The sequence below is a fragment of the Gryllotalpicola protaetiae genome, from assembly GCF_003627055.1.
GTDB classification, from domain to species: Bacteria; Actinomycetota; Actinomycetes; order Actinomycetales; family Microbacteriaceae; genus Gryllotalpicola; species Gryllotalpicola protaetiae.
On the sequence record NZ_CP032624.1, the window covers coordinates 1,972,435 to 1,988,102 of the forward strand.

The 15,668-nt window shown below is 68.6% G+C and carries 15 protein-coding genes; 11 read left to right on the plus strand and 4 right to left on the minus strand.

What is annotated here, in order from left to right:
* The first annotated feature begins 66 nt into the window (after nucleotides 1-66).
* From D7I44_RS09630 to D7I44_RS09655, 6 genes are read left to right on the plus strand one after another with little or no spacing between them, the layout of a single operon-like run.
* A complete protein-coding gene (locus D7I44_RS09630) occupies nucleotides 67-1,026 on the plus strand; it encodes an ABC transporter substrate-binding protein (protein WP_120789303.1) in 960 nt (319 codons plus the stop codon).
* On the plus strand, nucleotides 1,023-2,099 hold the full coding sequence (locus tag D7I44_RS18580; RefSeq protein WP_120789304.1) for a FecCD family ABC transporter permease: 1,077 nt from the start codon (nucleotides 1,023-1,025) through the stop codon (nucleotides 2,097-2,099). The genes D7I44_RS09630 and D7I44_RS18580 overlap by 4 nt, the downstream gene beginning before the upstream one ends.
* Entirely contained in the window at nucleotides 2,096-3,160 is a 1,065-nt protein-coding gene (locus D7I44_RS09640) for a FecCD family ABC transporter permease (protein WP_120789305.1), read from the plus strand. Before D7I44_RS18580 ends, D7I44_RS09640 begins: the two co-directional genes overlap by 4 nt.
* The gene (locus tag D7I44_RS09645) at nucleotides 3,157-4,008 is read left to right on the plus strand and encodes an ABC transporter ATP-binding protein (protein ID WP_120789306.1); all 852 of its coding nucleotides are present in this window, start codon (nucleotides 3,157-3,159) and stop codon (nucleotides 4,006-4,008) included. The genes D7I44_RS09640 and D7I44_RS09645 overlap by 4 nt, the downstream gene beginning before the upstream one ends.
* A 33-nt stretch (nucleotides 4,009-4,041) precedes the next feature.
* Entirely contained in the window at nucleotides 4,042-5,034 is a 993-nt protein-coding gene (locus tag D7I44_RS09650) for an ABC transporter substrate-binding protein (RefSeq protein ID WP_162940181.1), read from the plus strand.
* Nucleotides 5,035-5,044: 10 nt separating this feature from the next.
* Complete coding sequence (locus D7I44_RS09655; RefSeq protein WP_162940182.1) at nucleotides 5,045-5,239, plus strand: hypothetical protein; 195 nt, start codon at nucleotides 5,045-5,047, stop codon at nucleotides 5,237-5,239.
* A gap of 45 nt (nucleotides 5,240-5,284) precedes the next feature.
* On the opposite strand, the gene D7I44_RS09660 is transcribed toward D7I44_RS09655, so the two are convergent.
* The 4 genes from D7I44_RS09660 to D7I44_RS09675 form a co-directional block, all read right to left on the minus strand.
* Nucleotides 5,285-5,680 (minus strand): META domain-containing protein, encoded by a 396-nt coding sequence (locus D7I44_RS09660; protein WP_120789309.1) that lies wholly within the window; start codon nucleotides 5,678-5,680, stop codon nucleotides 5,285-5,287.
* A 51-nt stretch (nucleotides 5,681-5,731) separates the two neighbouring features.
* Nucleotides 5,732-6,973, minus strand: coding sequence for an arginine deiminase (locus tag D7I44_RS09665; protein WP_120789310.1), 1,242 nt, complete (start codon nucleotides 6,971-6,973; stop codon nucleotides 5,732-5,734).
* 24 nt (nucleotides 6,974-6,997) lie between these two features.
* Nucleotides 6,998-8,491 (minus strand): basic amino acid/polyamine antiporter, encoded by a 1,494-nt coding sequence (locus D7I44_RS09670; RefSeq protein ID WP_120789311.1) that lies wholly within the window; start codon nucleotides 8,489-8,491, stop codon nucleotides 6,998-7,000.
* A gap of 100 nt (nucleotides 8,492-8,591) precedes the next feature.
* Nucleotides 8,592-9,590: a zinc-binding metallopeptidase family protein gene (locus tag D7I44_RS09675; protein ID WP_120789312.1), complete on the minus strand. Its 999-nt coding sequence runs from the start codon at nucleotides 9,588-9,590 to the stop codon at nucleotides 8,592-8,594.
* A gap of 185 nt (nucleotides 9,591-9,775) precedes the next feature.
* Between D7I44_RS09675 and D7I44_RS09680 the strand changes: the two genes are divergently transcribed.
* The 5 genes from D7I44_RS09680 to D7I44_RS09700 all read left to right on the plus strand — a co-directional run bounded on the left by D7I44_RS09680 (nucleotide 9,776) and on the right by D7I44_RS09700 (nucleotide 15,666).
* A complete protein-coding gene (locus D7I44_RS09680) occupies nucleotides 9,776-11,251 on the plus strand; it encodes an MFS transporter (protein ID WP_120789313.1) in 1,476 nt (491 codons plus the stop codon).
* 256 nt (nucleotides 11,252-11,507) lie between these two features.
* Nucleotides 11,508-12,740 (plus strand): extracellular solute-binding protein, encoded by a 1,233-nt coding sequence (locus D7I44_RS09685; protein ID WP_120789314.1) that lies wholly within the window; start codon nucleotides 11,508-11,510, stop codon nucleotides 12,738-12,740.
* A complete protein-coding gene (locus tag D7I44_RS09690) occupies nucleotides 12,737-13,855 on the plus strand; it encodes an ABC transporter ATP-binding protein (protein WP_162940183.1) in 1,119 nt (372 codons plus the stop codon). The genes D7I44_RS09685 and D7I44_RS09690 overlap by 4 nt, the downstream gene beginning before the upstream one ends.
* Nucleotides 13,839-14,774 carry an ABC transporter permease gene (locus D7I44_RS09695; protein WP_120789315.1) on the plus strand — a complete coding sequence of 312 codons (936 nt, stop codon included), beginning with the start codon at nucleotides 13,839-13,841 and terminating at the stop codon, nucleotides 14,772-14,774. Before D7I44_RS09690 ends, D7I44_RS09695 begins: the two co-directional genes overlap by 17 nt.
* Before the next feature lies 1 nt (nucleotide 14,775).
* A complete protein-coding gene (locus D7I44_RS09700; protein WP_120789316.1) occupies nucleotides 14,776-15,666 on the plus strand; it encodes an ABC transporter permease in 891 nt (296 codons plus the stop codon).
* Nucleotides 15,667-15,668 lie beyond the last annotated feature (2 nt).

Below are 15,668 nucleotides of genomic sequence, written 5' to 3' on the forward strand. Positions count from 1 at the left end.
ACTCTGAGTGCGGCACCACTTTGGTAAGCCTTACCTAACCCGCACTCGCGAGGAGCACTGATCCCCATGCGCCCGATTCGTCCGCGTCGAATCCTGTCCGCCACCGCCCTTGCAGCGTCCGCCGTATTCGCCCTGGCTGCGTGCACAGGGAGCGGCGCCGCCGCCGATGCGCCGAAGACGACGGCGTCCTCAAACACCGTGAGCACGCTGTACGGCGACGTCTCCGTTCCGGCCGGCGCCAAGCGCATCGTCGCGTTCGACTTCCCCGAGGCGACGGCGCTCGCCGATCTCGGCATCAAGCCCGTCGGCATCGGCGGTTACACGCCGGCGCTGCCTGCCTACACGAGCTTCTTCAAGGGCCTTCCCGTCATCACCGACGCATCCGGCCTTCCCGATCTCGAGAAGATCGCCGCGCTCAAGCCGGACCTCATCGTCGGCGACGAGTTCGAGACCGACGTCGAGAAGAACCGCGGGCTGTACCAGAAGCTCTCCGCCATCGCCCCGACCGTGATCCTCAAGTGGACGCAGGCCGCGGGCAACTGGCCCGCCGATGCCGCCGGCACGGCGCAGGCCGTCGGGAAGACCGCCCAGCTCGACAAGCTCAAGTCGGCGTACGAGGCGAAGGCCGCCGACATCAAGAAGACGTACGCCGACGAGCTCTCCACGCACAGCGTCGACCTGATCAGCGGCACGGCGAGCACCTGGTTCCTCTACGGCCCGGAGTCCTCGCACGGAAAGGTGCTCGCAGCGGCCGGCGCGCGCTTCGCCGCAGCCGCCGACCAGAAGGACGGCTTCGTGCAGTACTCGCCCGAGAAATACAGCGACCTGTCGAAGTCAGACATCCTCATCATCTCCGCCGCCGATGCCGCCGCGGCGAAGCCGGTGACCGACAACCCGGTCTTCGCAGCGCTGCCCGCCGCCAAGGACGGGAACGTCTACACGACGTCGTACTTCTTCCCGAGCAGCTACCGCATCGCCGACGCACTGCTCGACGACTTCGCCGACGTCCTCAAGAAGGCCCGGTGACCCACGGCGCGACCGCGGCGGTCGAGTCGCTCGACGTGCCGGCGCCGGCCGCGGCGCGGCCCGCTCCGCGCACCCGCCCGGTGAGCGTCCGGGCAACCGGTCTGGTGGCCGCGGTCGTCCTTCTTGTGCTCCTGGTGCTGGCCAGCATCGCCTTCGGCGCGAAGGTCATCCCGTTGCATGACGTGGCGAGCGCACTCTTGCACGGCGGCCGCAGCGACGACGACCTCGTCGTCACGGGGCTGCGCGTGCCGCGCACGCTGCTCGGCATCCTCGTCGGCGCCGCCCTCGGCGGTGCCGGCGCGATCATCCAGGCGTTCACGCGCAATCCGCTGGCGGACCCGGGAATCCTCGGAGTGAACGCGGGCTCGGCCTTCGCCGTGACGCTGGGTGTCGGATTCCTCGGGCTGACGAGCATCGGACAGTATCTGTGGCTCGCGCTGGCCGGCGCCGCCGCCGCGACGCTGGCGGTGTACATCATCGGCGCCGCAAGCCGCACCGGCGCGAGCCCCGTGCGCATGACCTTGGCCGGTGTCGGGCTCGCCGCCGTGCTCGGCGGCATCACCACCGGCATCACGCTGAGCAACCCGACGACCTTCCAAAGCATGCTGTCATGGTCGGCCGGCTCGCTCACCGGGCCTCCGCTCGGCACCGTGGCGATCATCGCCCCGTTCGTCGGCGCGGGCCTCATCATCGGCGCGGCCATCACCCGCCCCCTGAACGCGCTCGCGCTCGGCGACGACCTCGCCGCCGCGCTCGGCAGCCGCGCCCGCGTCACACGCACGGCGGCGGTGATCGCCGTGACTCTGCTGAGCGGCGCTGCGACCGCGGCCGCCGGCCCGATCGGATTCGTCGGACTGATGATCCCGCACCTCGCCCGGTGGATCACCGGCCCCGATCAGCGCTGGATCTTCGCATACACCGTCGTGCTCGGGCCGTGCCTGCTGCTCGCCTCCGACGTGCTGGGGCGCATCGCGATGCGCCCGGCGGAGCTGCCCGTCGGCATCGTGACCGCCTTCGTCGGCGCTCCGGTGCTGATCATCCTCGTCCGCCGCACGAAGGCGAGCGCGCTGTGACGCGGCCGCTCGTCGCGAACCCGCTCGACTTCGGCCGCCGGCAACTGGTCGTGCGTCGGCGCCGCCTCTCGCTGCGCCTCTCGCGTCGCGCCGCAGCCGTCGTCGCCGCGGTGGCGATCATCACCGTGGCCGTCGCCGTGATCTCGCTCGCCACGGGCTCGTACTCGCTCACGCTCGGCCAGGTCATCGCCGGGCTGACCGGCCGCGAGACCGGTATCGTCTCGACGATCGTGCTGGACTGGCGGCTGCCGCGTGTGCTCATCGCGATCCTCTTCGGGCTCGCACTCGGCCTCTCCGGCGCGGTCTTCCAGTCGCTCACCCGGAACCCCCTCGGCAGCCCCGACATCATCGGTTTCGACACCGGCGCCTACACCGGCGCGCTGCTCGTTATGCTCGTGCTGCGCCTCAGCGGCACATACTCGGTCACGATCGCCGCGATCGCGGGCGGTCTGCTGACAGCAGCGATCGTCTATCTGTTCGCGTGGCGGCGCGGCGTGCAGGGCTTCCGGCTCATCATCGCCGGCATCGGCGTCACCGCCATGCTGACCTCGTTCAACACCTGGCTACTGCTGCGCGCGCAGACCCAGGACGCGATCAGCGCCTCGTTCTGGGGCGCCGGCTCGCTCGAGAACGCCGGCTACTCGCAGCTCGTGCCCGCGGCGATCGCGTTCGCCGTGCTGTTCCCGGCTGCCGCCGTGCTGTCGCGGGGCATGCACGTGCTCGAGCTCGGCGACGACGCCGCGCGGCAACTCGGTGTGAACGCCGAGCGCACCCGCCTGCTGCTCGTCATCACCGGCGTCGCCCTCTCGGCCACCTCGACGGCGCTCGCCGGCCCGATCGCATTCATCGCGCTCGCCGCACCGCAGATCGCACGGCGGCTCACCCGTTCCGCCGGGATCGGGCTGACCTCGTCGGCGGCCGTCGGCGCACTCCTGCTGCTCGCCTCCGACTGGGTGGCGCAGCACGCCCTGCCCGTGACGATCCCGACCGGACTCGTCACCGTGACGCTCGGCGGCGGGTACTTCATCTGGCTCCTGATCGCGGAAGGACGTCGCCGATGACCCTCACCCCTCAGAGTGCGCCGCTGCAGGCATCCGATCTCACCCTCGGCTATGACGGCCGCGTGATCACCGAGCACCTCGACGCGGTGATCGAGGATGGATCGTTCACCGTGATCGTCGGCCCGAACGCGTGCGGCAAGTCGACCCTGCTGCGTGCGCTCGCCCGCCTGCTCAAGCCGCAGTCCGGGCAGGTGCTGCTCGATGGGCGCGACATCCACGAATGCCGCACGAAGGACGTCGCGCGGCGGCTCGGGCTGCTGCCCCAGTCGTCCATCGCGCCCGACGGCATCACCGTCGCCGACCTGGTCGCCCGTGGCCGGCATCCGCATCAGTCCGCGTTCCAGCAGTGGTCCCGCGCGGACGAGAACGCCGTGCAGACGGCGCTGGATGCCACCGGCATCACGGCGCTGTCCGGGCGCCGCGTCGACGAGCTCTCCGGCGGCCAGCGCCAGCGGGTCTGGGTCGCGATGGCGCTCGCGCAGGAGACCGGCGTCCTGCTGCTCGACGAGCCCACGACCTTCCTCGACATCGCCCATCAGTACGAGCTGCTCGAGCTGTTCCGCGAGCTGCACGGCCAGGGCCGCACGCTCGTCGCGGTGCTGCACGACCTCAACCAGGCGAGCCGCTACGCCACCGACGTCATCGCGATGTCGGAGGGCCGCATCGTCGCCCACGGCGCCCCGGCGGCCGTCGTGACCGCTGAGCTGGTCGATCGTGTCTTCGGCCTGCCCGCGCACGTGCTTCCCGACCCCGTCACCGGCAGCCCGCTGGTCGTGCCGCTCGGCGCGCCCGGCCAGGTCTTCGCACCTGCCGGAAGGCCGGCGCGGGCATCCGTCGGCATCGCCTGAATCCGTCACGCCCTCAGAAAGGAACCACCCGACGTGACCCACGCATACCTCCACTCCCGCCGCCTGCGCGGGCTTCTCGCCGCCGCGCTCGCGGCCGGACTCGCGCTGACCGTCGCCGCGTGCAGCAGCGACAGCGCGCCTGTCGCCGAGAAGACCAGCACCACCGCGAGCACGCGCACGGTGAGCACGCCGGAAGGGAAGGTCACCGTGCCGTCGCACCCGCTGCGCGTCGTCTCGGTGCACTCCTGGACCACCGAGTCGCTGCTCGACCTGGGAGTCACGCCGCTCGGCGTCGAGGACAGCGGCGCCGAGTACGTCCCGCAGCGCTACCTGGCGCGCTGGACCAAGATCGACAAAGTCGCCCAGGGGGCCACCGTCGACTTCGAGAAGATCGCGGCGCTCAAGCCCGACCTCATCGTCGGCGTCGACGTGCCCTATCTGAAGAAGGACTACGCGAAGCTGTCGGCGATCGCGCCGACCGTGCTCGCGCCCTTCGGCGACGACCAGACCTGGCAGGACTACCCGACCTACACCGCGGACTACGTCGGCGCGAACGCGAAGCTCGCTGCACTCAAGAAGAAGTACGACAGCGCGGTCGCCGCAGCCAAGACCGAGTACGCGCCCCAGCTCGCCTCGATCAAGTGGGATGTCGTGCAGGGCGGGTTCGACGCCGGTAACTACTGGATCTACAGCACCACGTCGCCCGTCGGCTCGGTGCTGACCCAGCTCGGCGCCCAGTTCGCGAGCGCGACCGCCGCGGTGAAGCCGGGCGGCCAGAACTCCGTCTCGTACGAGAAGACCGATCTGCTCGCCGACGCGGACGAGATCATCTACTACACGAACAACGACGGCACCCCCGCAAACGACATCGACAAGCTGTTCGCGCTGCAGGGCTACCAGAACCTGCCCGCGGTGAAAGCCGGCCACACGGTCGGCACCCCCGACTTCCTGCCCGGCTCCTACTCCGACGCGCTCGGGCTGCTCGGCTCGATCACGGACGCCCTGAAGAAGGATGCCGCGCAGTGACGGCGGCGCGATGACCATCGCCGATCGGCGGGAGCGCGAGGCGTCGCTCCCGCCAATGCGATGGCACGACACCCAGGTCACCGGCATCCGCGAGATCACCGGCCGGATGGTGCGTGACACTGGCGACCACCTGCCGGGTCACCGTCGCGACCGCCTCGAGCTCGTCGGCTACTGGCGTGCCGGCGGCCCGATCGACGCGGACTGAACTCGCGCGGAGCCTTTCGCCTGCTCGGCGGCTCCGCGGTGGGGCTCAGCGCGCGTCGAGGGTGCCGATCCGCGTGCCGTCGGCGTCCTTGACGGTGAGCGTCGTGCCGGAGATCGTGGCCGTCGAAGCCCGCGACAGCCAGGTGTCGACATCGGGGCAGGCCATCAGCGTGGTGGCGAAGTGGCCGAAGTGGAACGTCTGACCCGAGATCGTCCCTTTGCCGATGAGCGAGTTGCACCCGTCCGTGCCGTTGAACGAACCATCAGGGGCGATGGTCAGCGAGGGCATTCCCGGGCCGGCCGTGCCCCACGACGCGGCGAAGCCGTGCGCTCCCGCCGATGCGGCGGTGTTCGCGTTCTGATTCGAGCAGGCAGAGAGCGTGAGCGTGAGCGCGGCCGCCGCTGCGGCGGCCAGACCGAGCGTGCGGGCGACGTGAGCCATGGCGCTGCTCCTCTGCTCGATGGGCGATGGGCGATGGGCGATGGGCGATGCCTAGAAGTCGATCGGGTCGCGTGAGATCGGGCAGGTCATGCAGTGCCCGCCGCCGCGGCCGCGGCCGAGCTCCGCGCCGACGATCTCGATGACCTCGACGCCCTCGTTGCGCAGCAGCTCATTGGTATGGGTGTTCCGGTCGTAGGCGAACACGACGCCGGGCTCGACGGCGACGACGTTGTTGCCGCTGTCCCATTGCTGCCGTTCGCCGGCGTACCAGCCGCCGCCGGGCTCGACGCGTCGCAGTGGCGTGCCGAGCGCGGTGCCGACAGCGTCGATCCAGTGGGTGCCGTTCAGATCCACCACCTCGATGTCGCCCCTGTCGCTCGGACGCAGCTCGAAGGGGTGGATTCCGTCGACGATGTCGGGGTAATAGGTGACGAGGTCGCGATCGGCGAACGTGAAGACGGTGTCGAGGTGCATCGCGGCGCGCAGCTTGGGCATGCCTGCGACAAGCACGCGTTCGGCGGCCTCGGCCTGGAAGAGCGCGGCGGCGACCTGGGTGATCGCCTGCCGGCTCGAGCGCTCGCTCATGCCGATGAGGACCGTCCCGTTGCCGACGGGCATGACGTCGCCGCCTTCGAGGGTGGCCTGGCCCCAGTCCTGCTCGGGGTCGCCCCACCAGACGGTGTTGCCGGTGAAGTCAGGGTGGAACTGGTAGATCGCCTTCATCAGCAGCGTCTCATCGTGACGTGCCGGCCAGTACAACGGATTGAGGGTCAGACCGCCGAAGATCCAGCACGTGGTGTCGCGGGTGTACAGCGTGTTCGGCAGCGGCGGCATGAGGTACTCGTTGACCCCGGTGGACTCGCGCGCCAGGGCGAGGTAGGCGGGGCGGAAGTCGCTGGGGAGCTCGCGGGTGGACAGGCCGCCGATCAGGTACTCGGCCAGCTCGGTGTCGGGCAGTGACGTGAGGAAGGCGCGGGTGTCGTCGAGGAGGCCGAGTCCGACCTCGTTCGCGATGATCTTGCGGTCGAGGAGCCAGTCCTTGGCGCCGGGAACCGCGAGCGTCTCGGCGAGCAGATCGTGGAGCTCGACGACTTCGACGCCCCGATCGGTCAGATTCGTCACGAACTCGGCATGGTCGCGCTTGGCGTTCTCGACCCACAGCACGTCGTCGAAGAGGAGATCGTCGTTGTTGCTCGGCGTCAGCCGCTCGTGGCCGAGACCGGGGCGGCACACGAGCACCTTGTTGAGCTTTCCGACCTCTGAATAGGCGCCGTAGGGCGTGTGGCTGGTCACGTCGTTCTCCTCATTCGCTTGGGATCATTCGTGCGGAAGGTAGGGCGGTTCGGCCGGGGCAGGCGGCTCGATGTGGACCACGCCGGTGGCGAGCAGCACGATTCCGACGATGGCGCCGATCACGATGACGATGAACACCACGAGACCCGCCCGGGTGAACACCTTCGCGCGGGCCTCTCGCCGCGCGAAGTAGTAGAGCAGCGTGGCGGGTGCGATGAGCAGGCAGGACAGGAACAGGAAGACGTAGCCGGCGGCCCACAGCAGGAACAGCGTGTACGCCGTCGAGATCACGGCGATGACCAGATCGCGCGTTCGCCCCTTCTCGCCCTGATAGCCGTCTTTGGTGATTGCGATCTTGACGGCATAGGCGGATGCCAGTGCGAACGGCGCCAGCGCGAGGGCCGCCGTCAAGTCGAGTGTGAAGTCGAGCGCGTTGCCGAGGAACTGGACGGCGAAGAGGACCAGCGACACCAGCACCGAGGTCCACAGCACGGCGTTCGCCGGCGCATCGTGCTTGTTGACCTTCCCGAAGTAGCTGGGGAAGTCCTTGTCCCTCGCCGCGGCATAGACCACGTCGGCGGCCAGCAGCTGCCAGGCGAGATACGCGCCGAGGACGGAGATGATCAGGCCGACGCGGATGAAGTTGCCGCCCCATGGCCCGGTCACCGACTCGAGCACGCCGCCGATCGACGGCTGCTGCAGCTGCGCGATCTGCTCCTTCGGCAGGATTCCATAGGACAGGATCGAGATGCTCGCGAAGAGGGCGAGCACGGACAGGAATCCGATCACCGTCGCCGTGCCGACGTGCGAGCGCTTCTTCGCATAGCGCGAGTACACGCTGGCGCCCTCGATGCCGAGGAACACGAACACCGTGATCAGCATGGTGCCCTGCACCTGGGCGAACAGCGCGTCTCCACCGGGCACGTCGTAGCCGCCCGTGAGATTCGCGGCGAACACGTGCGGTTTGAAGAAGAAGATCACGAGGACGAGGAAGAGCAGCAGCGGCACGAGCTTCGCGGCGGTGACGATGGCGTTGATCCAGGCGGCCTCTTTGACGCCCTGGCGGATGAGCAGGAAGAACGCCCACACGGCGGCCACCGAGATGAGGAACGCCCACCAGGTGTCGCCTTGACCGAGCACCGGTTCCAGCGGCGGGAACAGCTGCGACAGGGTCGTCATGATGAGGACCCAGTAGAAGGCGTTGCCCGCGCAGGCCGAGGCCCAGAAGCCCACGGCCGAGATGAAGCCGGGGAACACCCCGAAACCCTCGCGGGCGTACACATAGACGCCGTTGTCGAGTTGCGGCTTGCGGTTGGCGAGATTCTGGAAGACGAACGCCAGCATCAGCATGCCGGTGCCGGCGATCGCCCACGCGATGATGGCGCCGTATACCCCGGTCTGGCTCGCGAACCGCGACGGAAGCTGGAACACCCCCGCGCCCACCATCGAGCCGACGACCATGGCCGTCAGGGTGGGCAGGCTGAGCTTTCGTGTCGCGGTCTCGGTTTGCTCGGACACTGTGGAACCCCCCGATCCGGTGCGTGTGATCGCGACCCATTTCTACTCTGCCGCCGCGACCGCTGCCTCCCTCACTTCTAGCGGTTGTCTACCGCCGTAGCTAGGTAGACAGAGCGGTCGTCGCGACGAGGTCATGCACGAACGCGAGCTTGCGCCGCACGGGCCGCGCGATCTCGAACGGGTAGAGGTCGCCGTAGCCCATCGAGCGGTTGATGCGATTGAACGCCTGCGACATCCAGTCCCAGTCCGCGAGCAGGCGTTGCACGGGCTGCTCGCGGTAGTCGTCGAGCGGCACGACATCGATGTCGCGCAGGTTGGTCGCGCTCGCGTCGAGTTGGATGCCGATCGCGGCCGCGGTCGCGAGCGTCCCGCTGATGTGCAGGTAGTGCGCGAAGGTCTCGGCGAAGTCCTCCCACGGGTGCATGGTCGCGTACTGCGAGATGTACGAGGTGTGCCAGTCGCTCGGAGCGCCCCTGCGGTAGTGGCGGTCCACGGCGGCCTGGTAGTCGGCCCGCTCATCGCCGAAGATCTCCCGACATCCGGCCCAGCTCTGCTCGTCGACGAGCACGCCTTGGTAGTAGTGCCCGACCTCATGCCGCAGGTGCCCGAGGATGGTGCGGTAGGGCTCGCCGAGCGCGACGCGCAGCGCCTCGCGCCGGTCGTCAAGACTCTCGGCGAGATCGAGGGTGACGATGCCGCCCGCGTGGCCGATCATCACGGGCGTGCCGGAGCTCAGGCTCGACAGCAGATCGAAACCGAGGCCGCCGTCGTGCGCGTACCACGGCTCGATCGGCAGGCCCAGGTCGAGCAGCTGGAGCACGAGCCGCCGCTTGGCCTGCTCGACGTGGACGAGCTTCTCGAGGGCGATCGTGTCACCGGCATCCGGCCGGGCTCTCGTGAGCCGGCACGAGAGGCAGCGACCGGCCTCTGCGTCCTCGTCGACCAGCCAGTTGCAGCCCCATTGCCGGTTCGAGCAGGTGTACCAGGTGGTGCTGCCATCGGCGGCCTTGCGATCGCGCACCCCGTGGAACTGCCGTCCTACGGCATCGAAGGCGAGCTCAGCGCCGCAACCGGGGCACTGCAGCTGATCGAGGAACACGAAGTGCCTGCAGTGCGGGCAGCGCGGCGCGGTGACGGTCGCGGCATCACGCTACGCGCTCGCACCGTTTCGCCACCCGGAATGGGTGCGGCGGTCGATGCGTTGCGTGACAATGAGGTGCCGACGACGACGCGGCCCATTTCTTCGGTCGTGACCACCAGGTCACATGAGCCAGGAGGACCGCGATGTCCGTGACGCCTGCTCCAAGCTCTCTGCGATGGTGGGTGCTCGCCACCGTCGCCATCGCCCAGCTGATGGTCGTGCTGGACAACTCGGTGGTGAACATCGCCCTGCCGTCCGCTCAGAAGGACCTCGGCTTCACGAACGGCGACCGGCAGTGGGTCGTGACGGCCTATTCGCTGGCGTTCGGCAGCCTGCTGCTGCTCGGCGGCAGGCTCTCCGACATCATCGGCCGGAAGATCACCTTCATCGTCGGGCTCATCGGCTTCGCCGGCGCCTCTGCTCTCGGCGGCGCGGCCGCGAGCTTCGGCATGCTGGTCGCTGCGCGAGCGATCCAGGGCGCGTTCGGCGCCGTGCTCGCACCGACTGCGCTCGCCGTGCTGACCACGACCTTCACCGTGCCGAAAGAGCGGGCGCGCGCGTTCGGCGTGTTCGGCGCGATCGCGGGCGCAGGCGGTGCGGTCGGGCTCTTGCTGGGCGGATTCCTGACGCAGGACCTCAACTGGCGGTGGAGCCTCTACGTCAACGTCGTGTTCGCGGTCGTCGCGGTGGTCGGCGCCGCGCTGTTCGTGCGCACCCCCGCGAGCACGGAGGCGCGGCCGAAGCTGGACGTGCCCGGGGCCGCACTGATCAGCGGCGGCCTGTTCGCCCTCGTCCTCGGCTTCTCGAACGCCGAGACCGACGGCTGGAGCGCGTTCCAGACCTGGAGCCTGCTGGTCGCCTGCGGCATCCTGCTCATCGCCTTCGTGCTGTGGCAGCTACGCGCCTCGCACCCGCTGCTGCCGCTCGCGGTCGTGCTCGACCGCAACCGCGGCGCCTCGTACCTGTCGATCCTCATCGTCGGGTCTGGGACCTTCGCGCTGTTCCTCTTCCTCACCTACTACCTGCAGAGCTCGCTCGGCTACGACCCGATCAAGACTGGCGTCGCCTTCCTGCCGATGATCGGAATGCTGATCCTGAGCGCGCAGTTCGGCACCAATTTCTTCAACCCGCGGTTCGGCCCGAAGGTCCTGGTGCCGATCGGCATGTTCGTCGTCGCTTTCGGCATGGTGCTGCTGACGCGCCTCGGAATCCACAGCACCTATGCGGCCGACGTGCTGCCCCCTCTGCTGGTGATGGGCGCAGGCATGGGCTCGATCATGCCGCCGTCGATCCAGACGGCGACGCTCGGCGTCGACAGGCACGTCGCCGGCGTCGCCTCCGCCCTGGTCAACACGAGCCAGCAGGTCGGCGGGTCGATCGGGACGTCGCTGCTGAACACCATCGCCGCGAGCGCCGTCACCGCCTATCTGGCTGCGCACCACCCGCCGACGGCGGCGACGGTGGCGCTCGCGACGATCCACAGCTACACGACCGTGTACTGGGTCACCGCTGCGGTGTTCGCGGGTGGCGGCCTGCTTGCCGCTTTCCTGTTCCGACGCCGCCGCGACAGCGCCGCGGCGGCGGTCCCGCCGGCCGTGGAGTCGGCGGTCGCCGTCTAGTGATTCAGCGGTTCTGACGGTTGAGGAGTCGCACGGCCCGGTCTGCGGACCGGGCCGTTTTCCGTGCGTGGAGGGTTTTCCACACGGAGGAAATGTTTCGCAGTACTTTCCTGCGACTTGAATACAACGATTTCAAAAGTCAATACGGAAAACGCTTGCCAAACCATTGACAGAGGCGAAAGTGACGTTCTAGCTTTCAAACATCAACAACAGGTTGAGAAATGTTTCGACCTGTTTACTCTGAAGAAGGAAGTCAATGTCGACTCCAATGAGGAGGCGGACGCGCGCGATCGTCACTGCGACCGCCGTGCTATCCGCCCTGGTTCTCAGCGCGTGCACCGCACCGGGTGCAGCCCAATCCCAAGACAAGAGCGACAGCAAGATCGTGAAGCCGATCAAGCCGACGAAGCCTGTCGACCTCGACATCCTCGACGCGGCGGGCGACCTGCTCGGCACGAAGCAGGTGTTCGAGTCGTTCAAGAAGGCCCACCCCGACTGGGTCGGCAACATCAGCTACGAGACGGCCGGTGCGCCCGACGTCACCGGCAAGCTCAAGGCTCAGTCGCTCGGCGGCAACGTCACGATCACGATGGTGCTCGGCGGCACCGGCGTCGTCGGTCCGGCCGTCGCCCAGAACCTGCTCGTCAAGCAGTACCCCGACTACCAGTCGGACCTGCCCGACTTGAGCAAGGTCTTCGACAAGCCACGGCAGGAGCTTCAGGACCTGTCGATGGGCTACGGCGTCATGAACCGCTGGGGTCCGTCGGGTCCGCTGCTCGAATACAACCCCGACAAGGTGAGCGATCCGCCCACCACGCCGCAGGAGCTGCTCGCGTGGGCTAAGGCGCATCCGAAGCAGTTCAGCTACGCGCAGCCGCCGAACTCCGGCTCCGGTTGGATCTTCCTGCAGGGCCTGCCATACCTGCTCGGCGACAAGGACCCGAGCGACCCTGTGAACGGCTGGTCCAAGACCTGGGCCTATCTCGCCGAGCTCAACAAGTACACGGCGCCCTACCCGGCGAGCTCGACGATCATCGGGCAGCAGTTCGGCTCGGGCCAGATCACGCTCATGCCGCAGATCGTCGGAATCGACATCGTGACCAGGCAGAACGGAACGGTGCCGCCGAACAGCGCGGTGACCACCTTCAAGCCGCAGGTGTGGCTGGGTGACGGCCATTACTGGATGATCCCGAAGGGCGTCTCGCCCCAGGTGCTCTACGTCGACCTCGCCCTCGAGAAGTACATGATGACCGACAAGGAGCAGGCGGCCACGATGTCTGCCGAGAACGGCGAGCTCACGACAGCGAACAAGAACGTGACGATCTCGGACGCCCCGGCCGCAGCTCAGGCGGGAATCCAGAAGTGGGGCCGCCCGGACTTCTACCCGAAGGCGTTCACCCAGGGCAAGACCGTCGCGACGCTGTCGGCCGCAGAGCTCGCGAAGGCGTTCGACATCTGGAACGAGAAGATCGGCGGTGCCGCCCAGTGACGTTCGAACGACTCGAGATGCGGGGGGTGTCGCGCAGCTACGGCGGCGCGGCCGCCCCCGCCCTCTCGGAACTCAGCCTCTCGCTGGACCGCGGCGAGTTCGTCACGCTGCTCGGCCCGTCGGGGTGCGGCAAGTCGACGGCCCTCGCCTGCATCGCGGGGCTGCAGCCGCTCAGCGGCGGCTCCATCTGGCGCGACGGCACGCGGGTCGACCGCCTGCCGGCGCACCGCCGCGGCTTCGGCATGGTGTTCCAGAGCTACGCCCTGTTCCCGCACCTCTCGGTGCAGCGCAACGTGGAGTTCGGACTGTCGATGCGGGGCGTCCACAAGGCCGAGCGCGAGAAGCGCGCGATCGACGCCCTGAAGCTCGTGCAGCTGTCCGACCACGCGCAGAAGCTGCCGTCGCAGCTCTCCGGCGGTCAGCAGCAGCGCGTCGCGATCGCCCGGGCGCTCGCGATCGAGCCCGAGATCGTGCTCATGGACGAACCGCTCTCGAACCTCGACGCCGCGCTGCGCATCGAGATGCGCACCGAGATCAAGCGCCTCTATCAGGAGCGCGGCCTCTCGGTGATCTACGTCACCCACGATCAGGAGGAGGCGCTGTCGCTCGCGACCCGCATGGCCGTGCTGCGGCACGGGCGCCTCGAGCAGACCGGTACCCCCGAAGAGCTCTACGCCCGACCGGCCAGCCCGTACGTCGCGGGATTCATGGGGTACCGCAACCTCTTCCCTGCACGTGTGGTCGGCAGCGCGGGGGAGGGGCTGGTCAAGGTCGCGGCATCCGTCATCGAACTGATCGGGGTGACGGATGCCGAGACCCTGCGATCCGGCGACGCCGTGACCGTCGCCATCAGACCCGAGGACGTCGAGATCGCGGACACGCCTTCCGCGCCCAACGCGATCGGAGCGCTCGCCGAGGTCGTCGAGTACCACGGCCGCGAAGTGGCTGTGCGAGCCGTCGTCGACGGCGGCTTCGCCATCGACCTGAAGACCTCGAAGCGGGTCGCCGCGGGCGATCGGGTGCGACTCACCGTGCCGCCCGAGCGGGTGCTCGTCTTCCCCGCCGACAGCTCGGCGGCGCCGACGGAGGAGGAGCTCGATGACGACGGCAAGTGAGCTCCTGCCGCGGCGCGGGCCGAACGGTGGCAGCGCCGAGGACCGGCGAGAGGAGCGGCGCAGGCGATGGGCCGCGAAGGGGGTCGACAAGACGCTCTGGCTGCTCGCGCCGGCGCTCATCATCACGGTGGGGCTGTTCATCTACCCCTTCATCTACGGCGTGATGATCTCGTTCCAGCCGCTGGCCGGCGGCAACCCGCTGCAGAACTACATCGACTTCTTCACGAGCTCGTACCAGCGCAGCTCGATCTGGAAGACGCTGCGGCTCGCCATCCCGGTCGCGGTCGTCAGCCTCATCATCGCGACGCCGATCGCCTACCGTGCCCGCCGTAACTTCCGAGGCAGGCAGGCGCTGACCCTCGTGATCATGCTGCCGCTCACCTTCGGCAGCGTGCTGATGGCGCAGGGCCTCACCCGCGTGCTCGCGCAGTACGGCTGGGTCAACCTGATCCTCACCGGGATGGGACTGCCACGGGGCAACCTGCTCTACAACTACACGGGCACGTTCATCTCGTCGGTGGTCGGCACAGTGCCGTTCCTCTTCCTCCTGATGATGGGGTTCTTCGGGTCGATCGACCCGAGCATCGAAGACGCCGCCTCCACGCTGGGCGCCTCGCCGACGACGCGATTCTGGCGGGTCATCCTGCCGCTCGCCGCCCCGGGCCTCGTGACCGCGTTCATGCTCGCCACGGTCGAGACCTTCGCGATCTTCCCGTCGGCGATCCTCGTCGGCGACCCCGCGAACTCCACGCGCGTGCTGACGCTGCCGATCTATGAGGCGGCGAACCAGAAATCCGACTACACGCAGGCCGCCGCGATCGCGATCGTGCTGACGCTCATCGAGCTGATCATCCTCGGGGTGCTGCTGTGGGTGCGCGGGCGGCTCTACCGCGGGCCGGCCAGCGGCGGGAAGGGCTGACATGTCGACATCCGCACTCCCCGGCCGCCCGGCGACGGGCCGCGCCGATGCGCGCGACGGCGGTGCACCGGGTTGGTACACACGCCTCAACCTGACCGCGATCATCACCTGGTTCGCGGGCATCGTGTTCGTGCTGCTGGTCATCGCGATCCTGGTGTCGGTCATCGTCGCCTCGTTCGGCGTGACGTGGCGCACGGGCTGGTGGCCGCAGGGGTTCACGACGAAGTGGTACGCACAGGCCTGGACCCAGACGGGTGTGCCGCGCTCGCTTCTGACGACCTTCGAGGTGGCGTTCGCGTCGGTTGCGGTCGCCCTGCTCGCAGGCATCCCCTGCGCCTATGTGATGGCGCGCAAGTCGTTCCCGTTCAAGTCCGTCGTGCTGCTGCTCCTGCTGCTGCCGGCCACGCTGCCGCCGCTGACCTACGCGGTGCAGCTCGCGGCGCTGATGTACCGGCTCGGCATCGGCGGTTCGGTTCTCGCCGTGATCCTGGTCAATGTCGTGCCCGCGCTGCCCTTCGTGATCCTGATCACGGTGCCCTTCGTCGAGCAGGTCTCGCCCGAGGTCGAGAACGCAGCGCGCGTGTTCGGCGCGAACGGGCCGCGGCTGTTCGGCCGGGTGCTGGTGCCGATCATGGCTCCGGGCATCGTCGCGGCGGCGATCCTGTGTCTCGTGCGCGTGCTCGGCGCCTTCGATCTGACCTTCTTCGTGTCGAGCCAGCGGTCGGAGACCCTCGTGGTCACGATCTTCGCCGCGCTGTCGGCGCCCGGCGGCGTGCCCGTCGGCCTCGCCGGCGCGATGAGCATGTTCTACGTCGTCGTGGCGTTCATCGGCCTCGCCGTGAGCCTGCGCTTCGCCAACCCCGCGCAGGCGTTCCAACGCCTCGGGCGGTGACC